Genomic DNA, 18,653 nt, shown 5'->3' with positions numbered 1-18,653 from the left:
GCTGCATGGGTAACCCGGTAATCGTCGAAGCCACCCGCAGCCCGATCGGCAAGCGCAACGGTTGGCTCTCTGGACTGCACGCCACCGAACTGCTCGGAGCTACGCAGAAGGCGCTGGTCGACAAGGCCGGAATCTCGTCTGAATTTCAAGCCGGCGAGGTCGAGCAGATCATCGGCGGCTGCGTGACACAGTTCGGCGAGCAGTCCAACAACATCACCCGGGTGAGCTGGCTCGTCGCCGGGTTGCCGGACCACGTGGGTGCGGTGACCGTGGACTGCCAGTGCGGCAGCGGCCAGCAGGCCAACGGTCTGGTCGCCGGCCTGATCGCCGCCGGCGCCATCGACATCGGTATCGCCTGCGGGATCGAGGCAATGAGCCGGGTGGGCCTCGGCGCCAACGCCGGCCCCGACCGCAGCATCCTGCGGCCCGCCTCGTGGGACATCGACCTGCCGGACCAGTTCACCGCCGCCGAGCGAATCGCCAAGCGGCGCGGCATCACCCGCGACGAAATCGACGAATTCGGCTACCAGTCGCAAGCGAAGGCCAAGCAGGCGTGGGCGGAGGGCCGCTTCGACCGCGAAATCTCGCCGATCGAAGCCCCCGCGCTCGACGAGAACAAGCAACCGACCGACGAACGTGTCACGATCAGCCGCGACCAGGGCCTGCGGGAGACCTCGCTGTCGGGGCTGAGCGCGCTGAAGCCCGTGCTGGACGGCGGAATTCACACCGCAGGCACATCGTCACAGATCTCCGACGGTGCCGCGGCGGTGCTGTGGATGGACGAAGACAAAGCCAAGTCGCTCGGACTCAAGCCTCGCGCGCGAATCGTCAGCCAGGCACTCGTCGGCGCCGAACCCTACTACCACCTCGACGGTCCGGTGCAGTCAACGGCCAAGGTGCTGGAAAAGGCCGGCATGAAGATCGGCGACATCGACATCGTCGAGATCAACGAGGCGTTCGCATCCGTGGTGCTGTCCTGGGCGCGGGTGCACGAGCCCGACATGGACCGGGTCAACGTCAACGGCGGCGCGATCGCGCTGGGTCACCCGGTGGGCAGCACCGGCAGCCGGCTGATCACCACCGCGCTGCACGAGTTGGAACGCACCGACAAGAGCACCGCGCTGATCACGATGTGCGCGGGCGGCGCGCTGTCGACCGGGACCATCATCGAGCGCATCTGATCGGGCCGTGCCGGTTTCCGACGAGCACCGCATCGCGGCCGCGCAGAGCTATATCGACGCACTGGTGAGCCACGACGCGGACGCGGTGCCGTTCGCCGCCGGTTGCACTCGCATCGAGTTGGGTGTGAAGAACGGTTTCTCCGGAAATCACCTGCGGCGCAGCCTGAGTCGCAACCCGCAGTACCGGATCATCGCCGACGCAACACCCCCGCAATACCGCATCGAGGGCGACGACGTGCACGCGGAGTACGACGTGCTGACCAAGGTGGCGTTCGCCGGCCGCCGGGTCGTCGGACGGGTCACCGAGACCTTCGTGATCCCGGCCGAAAGTCCCAGCGGCAAGGCCGAGATCCAGCACATCCGGGCACGGTTCGTGCCGTTCATCCAGCACTAGGAACCAATGATGCCGAAAGCCCAACCGCGGTACCTGAATTCGCCGTTCACCGATTTCTTCATGAAGTGGATGGCCAAGCTCAATACGTGGATGTACCGCCGCAATGGCGGCGACGGTCTGGGCGGCACCTTCGGCAACAGCCCGGTGGCACTGCTGACCACCACCGGTCGCAAGACCGGTGAACCCCGGGTCAGCCCACTGCTTTTCCTGCGCGACGGCGACCGGGTCATCCTGGTGGCCTCCCGCGGCGGCTCCGACAAGCACCCGATGTGGTACCTGAACCTCAAGGCCAACCCGGAGGTGAAGGTGCAGATCAAGAAGGAAACGCTGGAACTGACCGCCCGCGACGCCACTGACGACGAGCGCGAGCGGTACTGGCCGCAGCTGGTCGCGATGTATCCGTCGTTCGACGACTACCAGTCCTGGACAGACCGCAAAATACCGATCATCATCTGCGACCCCTAACATCTCTTGGCATGACCGACCGGCTGAACGACGTCGTCGCCAACCAGTACGAGAAGTGGACGTATCCCGAGCCGATACAAGATCTCGAGGTGTGGTTGCAGGACGGGTGGCAGTGGTTCGACCCCAGTCACGCGTCCATCCAGTTCTGGCCCGACCGGGACTACAAGCCGGACATGGACATCCTGATCGCGGGCTGCGGCAGCAATCAGGCGGCCATCGTCGCCTATAACAACCGCGCCTCCCGCGTGATAGGGATCGACGTCAGCCAGCGGTCGCTGGACCACGAGCAGTACCTCAAGGACCGGCACGGGTTGTCCAACCTGGAGTTGCACCGCCTCGCGATCGAAGAGGTCTCGACGCTGGGCCGGGATTTCGACCTGATCATGTCAACCGGGGTGCTGCACCACCTGGCGGATCCCGAGCTGGGTATGAAGGCGCTGGCCGATTGCCTGCGCCCGGACGGCGCCGTCGGACTGATGCTCTACGCCAGGTACGGCCGCATCGGAGTGGAGCTGGTGCAGTCGGTCTTTCGCGATCTCGGGCTGCAACAGGACGACGAGGGCATCCGAAAGGTGAACGAGACCATCGCGATGCTCGATCCCAACCACCCCTTCCTGGTCTACCGCGATACGGCACCGGACCTGTATTACGATGCGGGACTGGTCGATACCTGCCTGCACGGCCGCGACCGAAGTTTCACCACGGGGGACTGTCTGGACCTGCTCACCTCGGCTGGCCTGGAGTTCCAGCGCTGGTTCCACAACGCGCCGTACTACCCGCACGATGTCAACAGCCTGGCCAACCCGGCTACCGAGTTCTACGAGATCATCAGTGCACTGCCGCAGCGGCAGATGTGGTCGGTGATGGAGCGGCTGCGCACGGCCAACGCCTGCCACTTCTTCATCGCGACGCACCGCGACCGGCCCAAGGCCAGCTACACCATCGACTTCAGTGCGGCCGAGGCGCTGGACTTCGTTCCGCGAATGCGCCTGAGCTGCAACCTGTCCGGGGCTGTCATCCACCGACCGCACTGGGACATGACCCTCAACGCCACCGAACTGCCCTACGTCCAGTACATCAACGGTCAGCGCACCATCCGCGAAATCGCGGCCGCGGTCGCGCACAACGAAACGGACCCGTTCAAGCTCGGGCTGTATGAGAACTTCGGCCGCGGGCTGTTTCAGTCGCTGTGGCGACTGGACTTCATCGAGATGAGTCTGGAAGCGGTGCGCCGCTAGGGGGTCAGGAACCCGCCCCGTACACCGGAACCGGCGGCCGCGACTTGGCCAGCAGGTCGGTGACGACCGGCCCCAGTTCGGCCGGGTCCCACTTGGCTCCCTTGTCGATCTGCGGTCCGTGCGCCCAGCCTTCGGCGACCCGGATCAGGCCGGCCTCGACCTCGAACACCTTGCCGGTGACGTCCCGGGACTCCACGCTGCCCAGCCAAACCACAAGTGGGGAGACGTTTTCCGGCGCCATCGCGTCGAACCCGCCGTCTTCGGGTGCGGCCATGGTCTCGGCGAACACCGCCTCGGTCATCCGGGTGCGGGCGGCCGGCGCGATCGCGTTGACGGTGATGCCATAGCGTCCCAGTTCAGCGGCACCGACCAGGGTCAGCGCCGCGATGCCGGCCTTGGCCGCCGAGTAGTTGCCCTGCCCGACACTGCCCTGCAGGCCGGCCCCCGAGCTGGTGTTGATGATGCGAGCGTTGAGGTCGTCGGGACCGACGGTGCCGCCCTTAATCTGCCGGCGCCAGTAGCCCGCGGCGTGCCGCAGCGTCGCGAAGTGCCCCTTCAGGTGGACGCGGATCACCGCATCCCACTCGGATTCACTGGTATTGGCCAACATTCGGTCACGAATGAACCCGGCGTTGTTGACCAGCACATCCAGGCCGCCGAAGGTATCGACGGCAGTGTCGATCAGGTTCTGGGCACCCGTCCAGTCGGCGACGTCGTCACTGTTGACCACAGCCTCGCCGCCGGCGGCCTTGATCTCGTCGACCACCTGCTGCGCGGGGCTCTCGCCGGCGGACCCGTCCAGCCCGACGCCGATGTCGTTGACCACGACGCGCGCGCCCTCGGCGGCGAACGCCAAGGCATGCGCGCGGCCGATACCGCGGCCCGCTCCGGTGACGATGACAACCCGGCCGTCAACCACTCCCATGAGTTTCCCCTGTCCTCTACTTGACCGCGCTTGCGTTCGTTGTGGCTAGATAGTGCGGTGGTTCGCCGCCACCGTGTACCTCGAGCGTGGCACCGCTGATGTAGGACGCCGCGTCGGAGGCCAAAAATGCCGCGGCCCAACCGATGTCGTCGGGGCGGGCCAGCCGGCCCAGCGGCACGTTCTTGGAGATCGCGGCGATCGACTCGGCGTCGCCGTAGAACAGATCGGCCTGCTCGGTCTCGACCATGCCGACCACACACGCGTTCACCCGGACCTTCGGCCCCCACTCCACGGCCAGCGTCTCGGTCAGACTCTCCAGGCCGGCCTTGGCCGCGCCGTAGGCCGCGGTGCCCGGACTGGGCCGCCGCCCGCTGAGGCTGCCGATGTTGACGATCGACCCGCCGCTGGGCTGTGCCTGCATCTTGTCGTTGGCGTACTGCGAAACCAGCAGTCCGCCAATCAGATTGAGCTCGATGATCTTGCGGTTGAACTTCGGGCTGGATTCCGCGGTCAGCACGTACGGCGAACCGCCGGCATTGTTGACCACCACATCGAGGCGGCCGTGTTGTTGCACGATCGTCTCGATCAGCGCCTGGACGGCCACTTCGTCACGGATGTCGCAGCTGTGAAACTCGTGCGGAAACCCCTCGACCGGACGACGGGCACAGGTCACCACCGTCGCGCCCTGCCCGGCGAAAACCGAGCTGATACCGGCTCCGACGCCACGCACCCCGCCGGTCACCAGGACCACTCGCCCCGTCAGTCCGAGGTTGATCCCATTCGCATTCGGGGGGGCTGCTTGCGGATTGGTCACTGTGCTAGCGTACCAAGCAAGTGCTTGCTTAGGTAGTTGACCCCAGCGGACCCAGCAGGAAGTGCCATGACGATCACCTCCACCACCCTCGAACCCGGAATAGTCGCGGTCACCGTCGACTACCCGCCGGTCAACGCCATTCCGTCCCAAGGATGGTTCGAACTCGGCGACGCCATCACCGCCGCGGGCCGGGACCCGGAAACCCACGCGGTGATCCTGCGGGCCGAAGGCCGCGGCTTCAATGCCGGCGTGGACATCAAGGAAATGCAGCGCACCGAAGGCTTCACCGCGCTGATCGACGCCAACCGCGGCTGCTTCCACGCGTTCCGCGCGGTCTACGAGTGCGCGGTGCCGGTGATCGCGGCGGTCAACGGTTTCTGCGTCGGGGGCGGCATCGGCCTGGTCGGCAACTCCGATGTCATCGTCGCCTCCGACGACGCGGTGTTCGGACTCCCGGAAGTGGAGCGCGGTGCACTCGGCGCGGCCACCCACCTGTCCCGGCTGGTGCCCCAACACATGATGCGGCGGCTGTTCTTCACCGCCGCCACTGTCGACGCAGCCACCCTGCACCACTTCGGTTCGGTGCACGAGGTGGTGCCGCGGGGCGAGTTGGACGAGGCCGCGCTGAAGGTGGCCCGCGACATCGCCGCCAAGGACACCCGGGTGATCCGCGCCGCCAAAGAGGCGCTGAATCTCATCGACGTGCAACGGGTCAACGCGAGTTATCGCATGGAGCAGGGGTTCACCTTCGAGCTCAACCTCGCCGGCGTGGCCGACGAGCACCGCGACGCGTTCGCCGGCACGGCGAAGGGCAAGAAGGATGAGTGACAAGCGGACCACCCTGGACGACGCCGTCGCCCAGATCGAGAGCGGCATGACCATCGGCATCGCCGGCTGGGGTTCCCGACGCAAGCCGATGGCGTTCGTCCGCGCCCTGCTGCGCACCGACGTCACCGACCTCACCGTCGTCACCTACGGCGGGCCAGATCTGGGTCTGCTGTGCTCGGCCGGCAAGGTGAAGCGGGTCTACTACGGGTTCGTCTCACTGGACTCGCCGCCCTTCTACGATCCCTGGTTCGCCAAGGCGCGCACGACCGGCGCCATCGAGGCCCGGGAGATGGACGAAGGCATGCTGCGCTGCGGGCTGCAGGCGGCGGCACAGCGCTTGCCGTTCCTGCCGATCCGCGCGGGGCTGGGCAGCTCGGTGCCGGACTTCTGGGCGGGCGAACTGCAGACCGTCACCTCGCCGTACCCGACCGACGGCGGTTACGAGAAGTTGATCGCGATGCCGGCTCTGCGCCTGGACGCGGCCTTTGCCCACCTCAACCTCGGTGACGCCCAAGGCAACGCGGCCTACACCGGCATCGACCCCTACTTCGACGACCTGTTCCTGATGGCCGCCGACCGGCGGTTCCTGTCCGTAGAACGCGTGGTGCCCACCGAGGAGCTGGTCAAATCGGTTCCCCCGCAAGCGCTGTTGATCAACCGGATGATGGTCGACGGTGTGGTGGAGGCTCCCGGCGGCGCGCACTTCACCACCGCCGCACCGGATTACGGACGGGACGAGAAATTCCAGCGACACTATGCCGAGGCCGCCTCGACCGACGAGGGCTGGCAGCAGTTCAAGGCGACCTATCTGTCCGGCAGCGAGGACGACTACCAGGCGGCGGTGCGCAAGTTCGGTGAGGAGGCTTCGAAATGAGCGCGACCAGAGTCGAAGTCTGCGCGATCGCCTGCGCTGAATTGTTCAGAGACGCCGGCGAAATCATGATCAGCCCGATGACGAATATGGCGTCGGTGGGTGCACGGTTGGCGCGACTCACCTTCTCGCCGGACATCCTGCTGACCGACGGGGAGGCCCAACTGCTGGCCGACACCCCAGCGCTGGGCAAGACCGGAGCCATCGAGGGCTGGATGCCGTTCGGCCGGGTGTTCGAGACGCTGGCCTGGGGCCGGCGGCACGTCGTCATGGGCGCCAATCAGGTTGACCGCTACGGCAATCAGAACATTTCGGCGTTCGGGCCCCTGCAACAGCCGACCCGGCAGATGTTCGGGGTGCGCGGCTCGCCGGGCAACACCATCAACCACGCGACCAGTTACTGGGTCGGCAACCACTCCAAGCGCGTCTTCACCGAAACCGTCGACGTGGTGTCCGGCATCGGCTACGACAAGGTGGACGCGGACAACCCGGCGTTCCGGTTCGTCAACGTCTACCGGGTGGTCTCCAATCTCGGCGTCTTCGACTTCGGCGGTCCGGACCGGACCATGCGGGCGTTGAGCCTGCACCCCGGCGTCGGGCCCGACGAGGTTCGCGAGGCGACCTCGTTCGAGGTGCACGGCCTCGACGAGGCTGGCGAATCCAGGGAGCCGACGCAGGACGAACTGCGCCTCATTCGGGACGTTATCGATCCGAAAGCGCTGCGCGACAGAGAGATCCGCCAGTGAAGCTGCGTACCCCGCTGACCGAGCTGGTCGGCATCGAGCATCCGGTGGTACAGACCGGGATGGGCTGGGTGGCCGGTGCCCGGTTGGTGTCGGCGACGGCCAACGCCGGCGGCCTCGGGATCCTGGCGTCGGCCACTATGACGCTGGACGAACTGGCAACAGCGATCGGCAAAGTCAAGGCCGCCACCGACAAGCCGTTCGGCGTCAACATCCGGGCCGACGCCGCCGACGCCGGCGACCGCGTCGAGTTGATGATCCGTGAGGGCGTCAAGGTGGCGTCGTTTGCGCTGGCGCCCAAGCCGGAACTGATTGCGCGGCTCAAAGAGGCCGGTGCCGTTGTCATTCCGTCGATCGGCGCCGCCAAACATGCCCGCAAGGTGGCCGGCTGGGGTGCGGACGCGATGATCGTGCAGGGCGGCGAGGGCGGCGGACACACCGGTCCCGTCGCAACCACGCTGTTGCTGCCCTCAGTGCTCGACGCCGTCGAGGGCAGCGGGATTCCGGTGATCGCCGCGGGTGGTTTCTTCGACGGACGGGGACTCGCCGCCGCACTTTCCTACGGCGCGGCCGGGGTGGCCATGGGCACCCGGTTCCTGCTCACCTCCGATTCCACCGTGCCCGACGCCGTCAAGCAGCGATACCTGGACGCCGCGCTGGACGGCACCGTGGTCACCACCCGTGTCGACGGCATGCCGCACCGGGTGCTGCGCACCGGTTTGGTGGAGAAACTCGAAGGCGGCTCTCGGGCAAGGGGTTTCACCGCAGCCGTGGGCAACGCGGCCAAGTTCAAGAAGATGTCACAGATGTCGTGGCGCTCGATGATCCAGGATGGTCTGGCCATGCGGCACGGCAAGGAACTGAGCTGGTCGCAGGTGGTGATGGCGGCCAACACGCCGATGCTGCTGAAGGCCGGTTTGGTCGAGGGCAACACCGAAGCGGGTGTGCTGGCGTCGGGCCAGGTAGCCGGAATTCTGGACGACCTGCCGTCCTGCGCGGAGTTGATCGAGTCCATCGTGGCGCAGGCGATCGAGCATTTACACAAGGCCGCCAACTTCGTGCAGTAGCCGCCCGTGTCAAGTGGGTTACGCTTTCGCATTTATGGCGACCGTCGAGATGGACCAAGCGGCTCCAGAGTCCGCTGCGCACCACGCGCTGCCCGATCCGGGTGAAGCGGTACCCAAGCTCGCGCTGCCGACGATCGGCATCTTCCTCGCATCTTTGACCGGCTTCGTCACAGCGACGCTCGGCTATGTCAACGGATGGTCGCCGTGGTGGGTGACGGTTCCGGTCAACGCCGCGGTGACGTTCGTGATGTTCACCGTGGTGCACGACGCGTCGCACTACTCGATCAGTTCGGCCCGCTGGGTCAACGCCCTGATGGGTCGGCTGGCCTGGACGTTCGTCGGTCCGGTGGTGGCCTTCCCGTCGTTCGGCTACATCCACATTCAGCATCACCGGCACTCCAACGACGACGACCAGGACCCGGATACCTTTGCCTCACACGGGAAGTGGTGGCAGCTGCCGTTGCGGTGGTCGCTGGTGGAGTACTTCTACATCCGCTACTACCTGCCGCGCGTCCGCAGCCGGCCGGTCGGTGAGGTGGCCGAGACGCTGCTGATGTTGGCGCTGAGCATCGCCGGGGTGGTCGCGGCCATCGCCACCGGAAACTTCTGGACGCTGGCGGTGGTGTTCCTCATCCCCCAACGGATCGGCCTGACCGTCCTGGCCTGGTGGTTCGACTGGTTGCCGCATCACGGGCTGGCGGACACCCAGCGCACCAATCGATACCGGGCCACCCGCAATCGCGTTGGCGCAGAATGGCTTTTCACACCGTTGCTGCTGTCGCAGAACTACCACCTGGTGCATCACCTGCACCCGTCGGTGCCGTTCTACCGCTACATCCGCACCTGGAAGCGCAACGAGGAAGTGTACCTGGAGCGCAACCCCGCGATCAACACGGTCTTCGGGCAGCAGCTCAATCCCGACGAGTTCCGGGAGTGGAAGGAGCTCAACGGCAGGCTGGCCGCGGTGCTGCCAGTGCGGATGCCGACCAGGTCCAACTCGCCGCACGCGATGCTGCACCGGATTCCGGTGGCGTCGGTCGACCCGATCACCGCCGACAGCACGCTGGTGACCTTCGCGGTGCCCGAGCCGTTGCAGGATGCGTTCCGGTTCGAACCGGGCCAGCATGTGACGGTTGTCCGGGAGGGTGCGCGTCGCAACTACTCGATCTGTGCGCCCGCCACCCGGGCCCAGTTACGCATCGCGGTGAAACACATTGCCGGCGGAGTTTTTTCGACATATGTCGCCGAGCAGTTGCAGGCCGGCGATGTGCTGGAGCTGATGACGCCGTCCGGGCGGTTCGGCGCCCCGCTGCATCCGCTGCACCGGAAGCACTACGTGGGACTGGTGGCCGGCAGCGGCATCACCCCGGTGTTGTCGATTCTGGCAACCACGTTGGAGATCGAGACCGAAAGCCGGTTCACCTTGATCTACGGCAACCGCACCAAGGAGTCGACGATGTTCCGGGCCGAGCTCGACCGGTTGGAATCGCGCTATGCCGATCGTCTGGAGATCCTGCATGTGCTGTCCGGCGAGTCGATGCACACTCCCGAGCTCCGTGGCCGTATCGATCGTGCCAAGCTCGGCAACTGGCTGACGAGTTCGTTGCCCCCCGACAGCGTGGACGAGTGGTTCATCTGCGGCCCAAAGGAAATGACGACGACAGTGCACGAGCTGCTGGTCGAGCATGGCGTGGACACCGAACGGATCCACCTCGAGCTCTTCCACGGCTTCGAGACGTCCACTGTCGCCGGCGGCCGCTACGAGACTGCGACGGTGACGTTCACATTGTCCGGCACGCAGTACACCTGCGACCTGACCCCGGGCGACTCGGTGCTCGAAGGTGCGTTGCAGGTGCGTGACGACGCGCCGTACGCCTGCATGGGCGGCGCTTGTGGGACGTGCCGGGCCAAGCTGGTCGAGGGCGACGTGGAGATGGATCACAACTTTGCGCTGGGCCGCGCCGAACTCGATGCAGGATATGTGCTCACCTGTCAATCCCGCCCGACCACGCCGTTCGTCGCCGTCGACTTCGACGCCTGACCGGCGCTCCCCGCCCTCCCGGCGCTCCCCGCCCTCCCCGCTCCCCGCTCGGCCCTCCCCGCTCCCCGCGCGACTGTGCATCCGGCGACGCTTCACCTGGGGTTTGCGTCGGCGATTTCACAGTCGGCATTCAGGTCCGCCAACCAGCGGCATGCATCGCGGCGAACACCCGCGAGATGAACGTGCCCTCTCGGTAACGCAGTAGGTCGTTGTGGACCCGAATGATCGTCCACCCCAGATCTGCCAACGCGACCTGCTTGTCGGCGTCCGCCGCGCGTACCGCGGGGTCGGTCCAGTGTTGCGACCCGTCGTATTCGACTCCGACAAGAAACTCCTTGTAGCCCATATCGATCCGGGCCACGAAGTCGCCGAACTCGTCCCGCACCACGATCTGCGTCTGAGGTGCCGGCAACCCGGCATCGATCATCGCTAACCGCGTCCGCGTTTCCGGTGGCGACTCGGCGCCACTGTCGACGAGCGGCAACACCCGCCGAAGTCTGGCCAGTCCCCGTGCGCCGGAATGCTCGGCGATAACTGCCTCGATGTCGGTGATCTTCAGATCAGTCGCATTCGCCAAAGCATCGATCCGCTCGATGGCCCGAAGTCTGTTCGGTGTTCGTCGGCCGATGTCGAAGGCGGTGCGTGCCGGGGTGGTCACGGCCATCGCTCCAATCAGCAGCGTTTCGTGGGGCGCCAGGACGTCGGAGTGGACGATGATGCGCTTTGGCGGTCTTCGGTTGTCGTGCACCAATTCTGCGTCGAGCTCGGGGCCGACCCACTTCGCACCGTGCAGCGCCGATGCGGACGTGCCGGCCAGTACACCGCGCCGACGCGACCAGAGCCACGCCGCCCGCGCGCGCTGGCGCGCACTGAGCCTGATACCGGAGGGGGCGTAGACGCCTGGGTACACCGGTTCATACAGCGCCCGCATGGTGCGCTCCGGGATAGCGCCTGCGGCGAGTGCTTCCGCGGCCCGAAACGGCCAGTCCATCGACGGATCGTGCGCCCGCCCTGCGGTCGCGGCCAGTCACTCATCCCCAACCCTGCCGACAGTGCGAATCGCGACGCAAAACCCAGGTGGAGGGTCGCCAGACGCACACTCGCGCGGGAGGGCGGGCACGCGGGCGGGCGCGGGAGGGCGCGCGGGAGGGCCACCGGGTCGGGCGCGCGAAACTACAGCCGTTCGATGATGGTGACGTTCGCGGTGCCGCCGCCCTCGCACATGGTCTGCAGGCCGTACCGACCGCCGGTGCGCTCCAACGTATTCAGCATGGTGGTGAACAGCTTGGCTCCGGTGGCACCCAGCGGATGCCCGAGCGCGATCGCGCCGCCGGACGGGTTGACCTTCTCCGGGTCCGCCTTGATCTCCTTGAGCCACGCCATGACCACCGGCGCGAACGCCTCGTTGATCTCGACCGTGTCGATGTCGTCAATGGAAAGCCCGGTCTTCTCCAACGCATAACGGGTGGCTGGGATGGGACCGGTGAGCATGAACACCGGGTCGGCGCCGCGGGTACTGATGTGGTGGATGCGCGCACGCGGGGTCAGGCCGTGCTCCTTGACGGCCTGCTCGGAAGCCAGCAGCACCGCCGAAGCGCCGTCGGATATCTGACTGGCCATCGCCGCCGTCAGCCGGCCGCCCTCGACCAATGTCTTCAGCCCCGCCATCTTCTCCAGCGACGACTCACGTGGTCCTTCGTCGACCCGGAACGACCCGGATTCGGTTTCCACGGTGACGATTTCGTTGTCGAAGTTACCCCCGCGGATGGCCGCGAAGGCACGCTCGTGACTGGCCAGCGAATACTGCTCCATCTCCTCGCGCGAGAGGTTCCACTTCTCGGCGATCAGTTCGGAGCCGCGGAATTGGGAGATCTCCTGGTCGCCGTAGCGGTGCAGCCACTGCTTGGACTCGTTGGTCGGCGAGGTGAACCCGAACTGCTCGCCGACGGTCATCGCCGAGGAGATCGGGATCTGACTCATGTTCTGCATGCCGCCGGCCACGATCAGATCGGCGGTACCCGACAGGATCGCTTGTGCCCCAAAGGAAATAGCTTGTTGACTTGAGCCGCACTGCCGGTCGACGGTGACGCCGGGCACCTCTTCGGGATATCCCGCGGCCAACCACGACAACCGGGCGATATTGCCGGCCTGACCGCCGACGGCGTCGACGCACCCGGCGATCACGTCGTCGACGGCGCCCGGGTCGACGTCGTTGCGGTCGAACAGTCCGCGCCAGCCCAGCGCGCCCAGGTCGACGGGATGCACCCCGGCCAATGCGCCCCCGCGCTTGCCAACCGCGGTACGCACAGCGTCGATGACATAGGCCTCCGCCATTTCAGACTCCTTCTTTTGCGATCCCGCCCAGCACAATGGCGAGGTATTTCCGACCGACTTGCTGGGCGGTGAGCGGTCCGCCCGGTTGGTACCAGCGCACCGACACCCAGGTCGTGTCGCGGATGAAGCGGTAGACCAGGTCGACGTCGAGATCGGGCCGGAAGTAACCCTCCTCGATGCCCTGGTGCAGCACGTCGACCCACATCTTGCGCTGCTGTTTGTTGCGGTCCTCGAGGTAGGAGAACCGCGGCTGCGACGACAGCCGTTGCGCTTCGTCCTGGTAGATGACCACCTGGGCGTGGCGGTGCTCGATCGCCTCGAAGGATGCCATGAACAGGCCCTTGAGCCGCTCCAGCGGGTTGGGTTCGCTGTCGACGATTTCCCGGTAACGCAGAAAGAGCCAGTCCAGGAAGCCGCGCAGCAGTTCGTCGACCATTTCCTCTTTCGAGGCGAAGTGGTGATACAGGCTGCCGGACAGGATGCCCGCGCCGTCGGCGATGTCGCGCACCGTGGTGGCACGCAACCCGCGCTCGGCGAACATCACCGCAGCGAGTTCCAACAACTCGTCGCGGCGGCTGTTAGCCTGGCCGGCCACGCGCTCCACCGGGTCAGCGTATCAACCAAGCGCTTGCTCGGCCAACGGGCCTCCCCGCGAGGGGGTCAGCGCATCGTCACCACGGGTGGGCTCTGCGACACGTCAGCTTTCGCGCTCACGTAGGAGCGCACCTGACCTGACTTGGTCCCGCCGGCCTTGGTCTGGGCGGTCAGCGGAAAGATGACGTCCCCGGAAACCCGTGCGTCCAAATGATATTGGTCGAAGAACGCTACGCTCAGACCACTCACGTCCGGCTTACCCCAGACCACGGTGCCGTCGACCAGGTCGTAATCGCGTGCCCGCTGTGGGCAGCCGGGCGGCGCCAATTGCGCGGACCGCGTGCACTGAGTCAATTGCGCCGATATGGCTGACATGATCGCCGACTGCCCGGAATCGCTCAGCTCGAAATCCAAGCTGCCGAAACTGCCGGTGGACAGACTGTCGAGCAGGTACGGCTTCTTCAGCTTGACTGCCACATTCGCGTTGGTGCTGCCCGCATTCACCCAGCCTGGGAACACATACGCCGGCGACTTGCCGACCGCGGTTCCGAAGAACGTCAAGGTCTCGAACGCCTTGTTGTCGACGGAACTGACCGTGTCGATCTTGATCGCCGCTTGATCGATCTTCCATTCCTTGCCGGACCTCTTGGTCGACAACGTCACATCGGAGATGTTCTCGCCGAACTTCGCGCTCACGTGAACCTGGCCGAAACTCAGCGCGCCGGAGTCGCCGAGGATCTTGATGTCGGTGATGGGCCAATGCGCGATCTGCTTCTTGAGGATTTCGTCGGTGAGGAATTCCTTCGACCCCGGCTGATCGCTGCCGTAGCTCAGGGCCGTCTCCGCGTCGCCCCGCGCCAGTGCCTCGAGATATCCCTTCACCGCGTCCCCGGCGCTGCCCGATCTGCCGTCACTTCCGGACGACACCACCGCGATCACGACGAACACGACAACCACGACGACGACGGCGGCGGCGACACTCAGGGCGATGATGAGCGGCTTTCGGTTGCGCGGGCCCGGTGGTCCGAACTGGCCGAAATGCTGGGGACCCGACGGCCACTGCTGGTAGCCCGACTGCGGCTGCCCCGGCCACGCCGGAGGGGGCGGCACCGGCGGCGCGGACCCGGGCTGCGGCAGCTGCCAACCGGCCTGGGTCGCACCGTCAGCGGGATTTGGGGCCTGGCCCCATGGACCCGTAGTCACCACAAACCTTCTTTCCCAGCGTTGCTCATCAGCTATGTGCATCCCCCCCGTTGAACGGCCCGTAACCGATGCCAGGCCTCGGCTGATCCTAAGTCGTCTCGTTGCGGTTATTCCGCGCTCGATCCGGCCGCCGGTGGCCGGCCGTCACGGTGCGAGGCGACGTTCGGTCGCGCATTGTCGACCGGGCGGCGCCAATTCCGCGAAACACCACACAATCCGTTCGTCGCGTCGTATGTTCTCCCGGGTCGAATTTTGCTCAGTCAGTCCACAGTTGCTCCGACACAGGAAGGGCCGGAATCGTGTTGTACCTGACGTTGCCGCCGGAGATCAATTCACTGCGGATGTTCGCCGGAGCGGGAGCGGCGCCGATGCTGGAAGCGGCCACCGCATGGTGCGGACTGGCCGACGAACTGGGCTCCGCCGCGGAATCTTTCGGCTCGGTGACCGCCAACCTGGCCGGACAGGTATGGCACGGTCCGGCAGCTATCGCCATGGCCGCCAAGGCGGCTCAGTACACGACGCTCCTGAACTCGGCATCGGCACAGGCGACCGTCGCGGCCGCCCAAGCTACCGCGGTGGCAAGTGCTTTCGAAGCGGCCAAGGCGGCCACCGTCGATCCCCAGCTGATCGCAGCAAATCGCAACACCATGCTGAACCTGTTCCGCTCCAACATCTTCGGGCTCAACGCTCCGGCCATCGCGGCAGTCGAGGGAATCTACCAGGAGTTCTGGGCCGCCGACGTCACCGCGATGCTCGGCTACCACGGCGCTGCGTCCGCGGCGGTCGCACAGCTGTCGTCCTGGCAGCAGACGCTGTCGGAACTGCCCGGTATCGGCCGGCTTGTGGCCAGTGCGCAGGATTTCAACCTGGGCGTCGGCAATCGAGGCAGCGGCAACGTCGGCAGCGGCAACACCGGTGCCGGCAACTTCGGCAACGGCAATCGAGGCAACTCGAACGTCGGCGGGGGCAACAACGGCAACGCGAACATCGGCGGCGGAAACTACAGCGACCGCAACGTCGGCTTCGGGAACACCGGCGCGGGCAATTTCGGACTCGGGAATCTCAGTGTCGGTTTTGACAAAGGCGGCAACGCCGGCGCCGGTAACTGGGGCAACTTCAATTTCGGTTTCGGCAACAACGGCACCGCCAACATCGGCGCCGGTAACAACGGCGAGTACAACATCGGTTTCGGCCTCGACGGCAACAGACTGATCGGCATCGGCAATGCGTACTACAACCTGTCCACCGGACAGTTCACCTTCCACGGCCTGAACTCCGGCAGCGGCAACATCGGCTTCGGCAACTCAGGATCCAACAACATCGGCTTCTTCAATTCCGGCAGCGGCAACGTCGGCCTGTTCAACACGGGCAGCAACCCTTACGCCCCGGGCAGTCTGAGCAACCTGGGCATCGGCAATTCCGGCTTCGGCAACATCGGTTTCGGAAACTCGGCGAGCGGAAACTTCGGCATCGGCAACTCAGGCGTATTGAATACGGGCTTCGGTAACTCCGGCGGATTGAACACCGGTTTCGCGAACGCGGGCGTACTCAACACGGGGATGGACAATTCCGGCGACTACAACACCTTCGACGGAAACTCGGGCAACACCAACACCGGATTCTTCAATGCCGGCAACGCCAACACCGGCGTCGGGGTTATCACCGATAGTGGCGCAGCCACCTCGGGATTCGGTAATACGGGTCTGAACGTCAGTGGCTTCAACAACAGGGCCTCCGGCGGATTGGTGAACGGCAGCATGTCGGGCTTCTTCAACTCGGCGGGCGGAGCAGACCCCATGCTGGGTGAGAACGGCCGCGTCTCCGGCTTCTTCAATGCCGCGGTACCCGAACCGAACTCGGACCTCGTCAGCGGCTTCACCACCGGGTTATGGAATATGGGTTCGCAAATGGCGGGCCTGTTCAGCATCGCCGGACTGCTGAACACCCCGTTCTGACGACGCCCGAGAGCGGCGCCACGGTTCAGGGGTGCTGACTGGAGACCGAAATCACTTCCCCGGTCAGGTAACTCGAGTAGTCGCTGGCCAGGAATGCGATGGTGGCGGCCACCTCCCACGGCTCCGCAGCGCGCCCGAATGCCTCCCCGGCGGACAGCCGGTCCAGCAGTTCCACAGACGACGTCCTGTCCAGGAACTTGTGCCGCGCAATGCTGGGCGAGACCGCATTGATCCGCACTCCGTACTCGGCGGCTTCGATTGCGCTGCAACGGGTTAACGCCATGACACCGGCTTTCGCGGCGGCGTAGTGCGACTGCGAGTGCTGCGCCCGCCAGCCCAACACGCTGGCATTGTTGACGATCACGCCACCGTGGTCCGCGTCGCGGAAGTACCGCAACGCCGCCCGGGTGGCGCGGAACACCGACGTCAGCGATACGTCCAGGACGCGGTCCCATTCCTCGTCGGTCATATCGGCCACCGGCGTCTGACCACCCAGTCCGGCGTTGTTCACCAGCACATCGAGCCGACCGAATCGCGCTGTCGCCGTGGTGATCAGCGCGTCGACCTGCGCGGTGGACGTCACGTCGCACACGACATGCTCGACCCGGCCCAGCCCCAGCGCCGTCAACTCGTCCGCTGTCTCACCCAGGCGCCGTTCGTGGTGATCGGAGACCAGCACGTCGGCGCCCTCGACGAGTGCCCGGCGCGCGGTGGACGATCCGATGCCGGTGCCGGCAGCGGCGGTCACCACCACGACCTTGCCGTCCAGCAGTCCGTGTCCGGCAATCTCTTTCGGCGCTTCGGCCAAGCTCACCCTTTAACCTCCCGAGGCAGGCCGAGCACCCGCTCGGCGATGATGTTGCGCTGGATCTCGTTGGATCCGCCGTAAATGGTGTCGGCGCGGGTGAACAGATACAACCGCTGCCACTCGTCGAAATCACCGTCGGCCAGGGTCAGTCCCGGCTTGCCCAGCACATCCATCGCCAGCTCACCCAGGCTGCGATGCCAGTTGGCCCACAACAACTTCGACACGTTGTCCTGACCGGGCTGCTCCACATCCATGGTGGCCAGGGCGTAGGAACGCATGGCCCGCAGCCCGGTCCAGGCCCGGGTCAGCCGTTCCCGGATGAACGGGTCGTCCACCGCACCGGTGCGCTGTGCGAGCTCCGCCACATTCGAAAGCTCTCGGGCATAGACGATCTGCTGACCCAGCGTGGAAACGCCACGCTCGAAAGTGAGCGTTCCCATCGCGACCCGCCACCCGTCGCCGGGCTTACCAACCACCAGCGACGCCTCGGTGCGGGCGTCGTCGAAGAACACTTCGTTGAACTCCGCGGTGCCGGTGATCTGGATGATTGGCCGCACCTCCACACCGGGCTGATCCAACGGCACCAGCAGATACGACAACCCGGCGTGGCGTTTGGAGCCTTTCTCGGTGCGGGCCACCACGAAACACCACTGCGACAAGTGCGCCAGTGAGGTCCAGACCTTCTGGCCGTTGATCACCCAGTGGTCGCCGTCCAGCTCGGCGGTGGTCGCGACGTTGGCGAGATCGCTGCCGGCGCCCGGCTCGGAGTAACCCTGACACCACAATTCGGTGACGTCGAGGATGCGCGGCAGGAAGCGTTGCTGCTGCTCGGGAGTGCCGAACGCGATCAGGGTCGGACCCAGCAGTTCCTCGCCGAAGTGATTGACCTTGTCCGGGGCGTTGGCCAGCGCGTACTCCTCGTAGAACGCCACCCGGTGCGCGGTCGACAGTCCCCGGCCCCCGTGTTCGACCGGCCAGCCCAGACATGTCAGGCCCGCCGCGGCCAGATGCTGGTTCCAGGCTCGGCGTTCCTCGAACGCTTCGTGTTCGCGTCCCGGACCGCCGAGTCCCTTGAGTGCTGCGAATTCGCCGACCAGATTGTCGGCGAGCCACTGCCGTGCCTCGGCCCGGAACTCTTCGACGTCCTGCATAACCTGTAGGCTAACCTACCAAGCACTTGCTTTGTTAGCCT

At 65.8% G+C, this 18,653-nt stretch carries 18 protein-coding genes; 10 read left to right on the top strand and 8 right to left on the bottom strand.

What is annotated here, in order from left to right; translation table 11 throughout:
- The first annotated feature begins 5 nt into the window (after positions 1–5).
- Genes AC5Y3Z_RS20035 through AC5Y3Z_RS20020 form a run of 4 tightly spaced genes read left to right on the top strand, consistent with a single transcriptional unit; the run spans position 6 to position 3,278 of the window.
- A complete protein-coding gene (locus AC5Y3Z_RS20035) occupies positions 6–1,181 on the top strand; it encodes a steroid 3-ketoacyl-CoA thiolase (RefSeq protein ID WP_473139809.1) in 1,176 nt (391 codons plus the stop codon).
- 7 nt (positions 1,182–1,188) lie between these two features.
- Positions 1,189–1,575, top strand: coding sequence for a DUF8021 domain-containing protein (locus AC5Y3Z_RS20030; protein ID WP_473139810.1), 387 nt, complete (start codon positions 1,189–1,191; stop codon positions 1,573–1,575).
- Positions 1,576–1,584: 9 nt separating this feature from the next.
- Positions 1,585–2,040 carry a nitroreductase family deazaflavin-dependent oxidoreductase gene (locus AC5Y3Z_RS20025; RefSeq protein ID WP_473139811.1) on the top strand — a complete coding sequence of 152 codons (456 nt, stop codon included), beginning with the start codon at positions 1,585–1,587 and terminating at the stop codon, positions 2,038–2,040.
- A gap of 11 nt (positions 2,041–2,051) precedes the next feature.
- A complete protein-coding gene (locus AC5Y3Z_RS20020; RefSeq protein ID WP_473139812.1) occupies positions 2,052–3,278 on the top strand; it encodes a class I SAM-dependent methyltransferase in 1,227 nt (408 codons plus the stop codon).
- A 4-nt stretch (positions 3,279–3,282) separates the two neighbouring features.
- Here AC5Y3Z_RS20020 and AC5Y3Z_RS20015 read toward each other — a convergent pair whose 3' ends face one another.
- Both AC5Y3Z_RS20015 and AC5Y3Z_RS20010 read right to left on the bottom strand, forming a co-directional pair.
- A complete protein-coding gene (locus tag AC5Y3Z_RS20015; RefSeq protein WP_463828613.1) occupies positions 3,283–4,203 on the bottom strand; it encodes an SDR family oxidoreductase in 921 nt (306 codons plus the stop codon).
- A gap of 16 nt (positions 4,204–4,219) precedes the next feature.
- Complete coding sequence (locus AC5Y3Z_RS20010; protein WP_473139813.1) at positions 4,220–5,017, bottom strand: SDR family oxidoreductase; 798 nt, start codon at positions 5,015–5,017, stop codon at positions 4,220–4,222.
- 66 nt (positions 5,018–5,083) lie between these two features.
- On the opposite strand from AC5Y3Z_RS20010, the gene echA20 reads away from it, so the two are divergent.
- From echA20 to AC5Y3Z_RS19985, 5 genes are read left to right on the top strand one after another with little or no spacing between them, the layout of a single operon-like run.
- A complete protein-coding gene (gene echA20 / locus AC5Y3Z_RS20005) occupies positions 5,084–5,845 on the top strand; it encodes a (7aS)-7a-methyl-1,5-dioxo-2,3,5,6,7,7a-hexahydro-1H-indene-carboxyl-CoA hydrolase (protein WP_473139814.1) in 762 nt (253 codons plus the stop codon).
- Positions 5,838–6,719, top strand: coding sequence for a cholesterol ring-cleaving hydrolase subunit IpdA (ipdA, locus tag AC5Y3Z_RS20000; protein ID WP_473139815.1), 882 nt, complete (start codon positions 5,838–5,840; stop codon positions 6,717–6,719). The genes echA20 and ipdA overlap by 8 nt, the downstream gene beginning before the upstream one ends.
- Positions 6,716–7,462, top strand: coding sequence for a cholesterol ring-cleaving hydrolase subunit IpdB (ipdB, locus tag AC5Y3Z_RS19995; protein ID WP_473139816.1), 747 nt, complete (start codon positions 6,716–6,718; stop codon positions 7,460–7,462). Before ipdA ends, ipdB begins: the two co-directional genes overlap by 4 nt.
- Positions 7,459–8,526 carry a (3aS,4S,5R,7aS)-5-hydroxy-7a-methyl-1-oxo-octahydro-1H-indene-4-carboxyl-CoA dehydrogenase gene (gene ipdC / locus AC5Y3Z_RS19990; RefSeq protein WP_463828608.1) on the top strand — a complete coding sequence of 356 codons (1,068 nt, stop codon included), beginning with the start codon at positions 7,459–7,461 and terminating at the stop codon, positions 8,524–8,526. The genes ipdB and ipdC overlap by 4 nt, the downstream gene beginning before the upstream one ends.
- A gap of 34 nt (positions 8,527–8,560) precedes the next feature.
- Entirely contained in the window at positions 8,561–10,567 is a 2,007-nt protein-coding gene (locus AC5Y3Z_RS19985) for a fatty acid desaturase (protein WP_473139817.1), read from the top strand.
- A 130-nt stretch (positions 10,568–10,697) separates the two neighbouring features.
- Here the strand turns inward: AC5Y3Z_RS19985 and AC5Y3Z_RS19980 are convergent, their stop codons facing one another.
- The 4 genes from AC5Y3Z_RS19980 to AC5Y3Z_RS19965 form a co-directional block, all read right to left on the bottom strand.
- Positions 10,698–11,558: a type IV toxin-antitoxin system AbiEi family antitoxin gene (locus AC5Y3Z_RS19980; protein WP_473139818.1), complete on the bottom strand. Its 861-nt coding sequence runs from the start codon at positions 11,556–11,558 to the stop codon at positions 10,698–10,700.
- A 182-nt stretch (positions 11,559–11,740) separates the two neighbouring features.
- Entirely contained in the window at positions 11,741–12,901 is a 1,161-nt protein-coding gene (gene fadA6, locus AC5Y3Z_RS19975; protein ID WP_473139819.1) for a steroid 3-ketoacyl-CoA thiolase FadA6, read from the bottom strand.
- A gap of 1 nt (position 12,902) precedes the next feature.
- On the bottom strand, positions 12,903–13,505 hold the full coding sequence (gene kstR2 / locus AC5Y3Z_RS19970; RefSeq protein ID WP_463828605.1) for a TetR family transcriptional regulator KstR2: 603 nt from the start codon (positions 13,503–13,505) through the stop codon (positions 12,903–12,905).
- A gap of 56 nt (positions 13,506–13,561) precedes the next feature.
- Complete coding sequence (locus tag AC5Y3Z_RS19965; RefSeq protein ID WP_473139820.1) at positions 13,562–14,698, bottom strand: hypothetical protein; 1,137 nt, start codon at positions 14,696–14,698, stop codon at positions 13,562–13,564.
- A gap of 341 nt (positions 14,699–15,039) precedes the next feature.
- Between AC5Y3Z_RS19965 and AC5Y3Z_RS19960 the strand changes: the two genes are divergently transcribed.
- Entirely contained in the window at positions 15,040–16,653 is a 1,614-nt protein-coding gene (locus tag AC5Y3Z_RS19960) for a PPE family protein (protein ID WP_499919319.1), read from the top strand.
- Positions 16,654–16,678: 25 nt separating this feature from the next.
- On the opposite strand, the gene ipdF is transcribed toward AC5Y3Z_RS19960, so the two are convergent.
- A complete protein-coding gene (gene ipdF, locus AC5Y3Z_RS19955; protein WP_463828603.1) occupies positions 16,679–17,467 on the bottom strand; it encodes a (5R,7aS)-5-hydroxy-7a-methyl-1-oxo-2,3,5,6,7,7a-hexahydro-1H-indene-carboxyl-CoA reductase in 789 nt (262 codons plus the stop codon).
- Entirely contained in the window at positions 17,464–18,612 is a 1,149-nt protein-coding gene (gene ipdE1 / locus AC5Y3Z_RS19950) for an acyl-CoA dehydrogenase IpdE1 (protein WP_473139821.1), read from the bottom strand. Before ipdE1 ends, ipdF begins: the two co-directional genes overlap by 4 nt.
- Positions 18,613–18,653 lie beyond the last annotated feature (41 nt).

Source organism: Mycobacterium sp. NGS61 (assembly GCF_059812325.1).
This window is presented reverse-complemented; position numbering and strand designations above follow the sequence as displayed.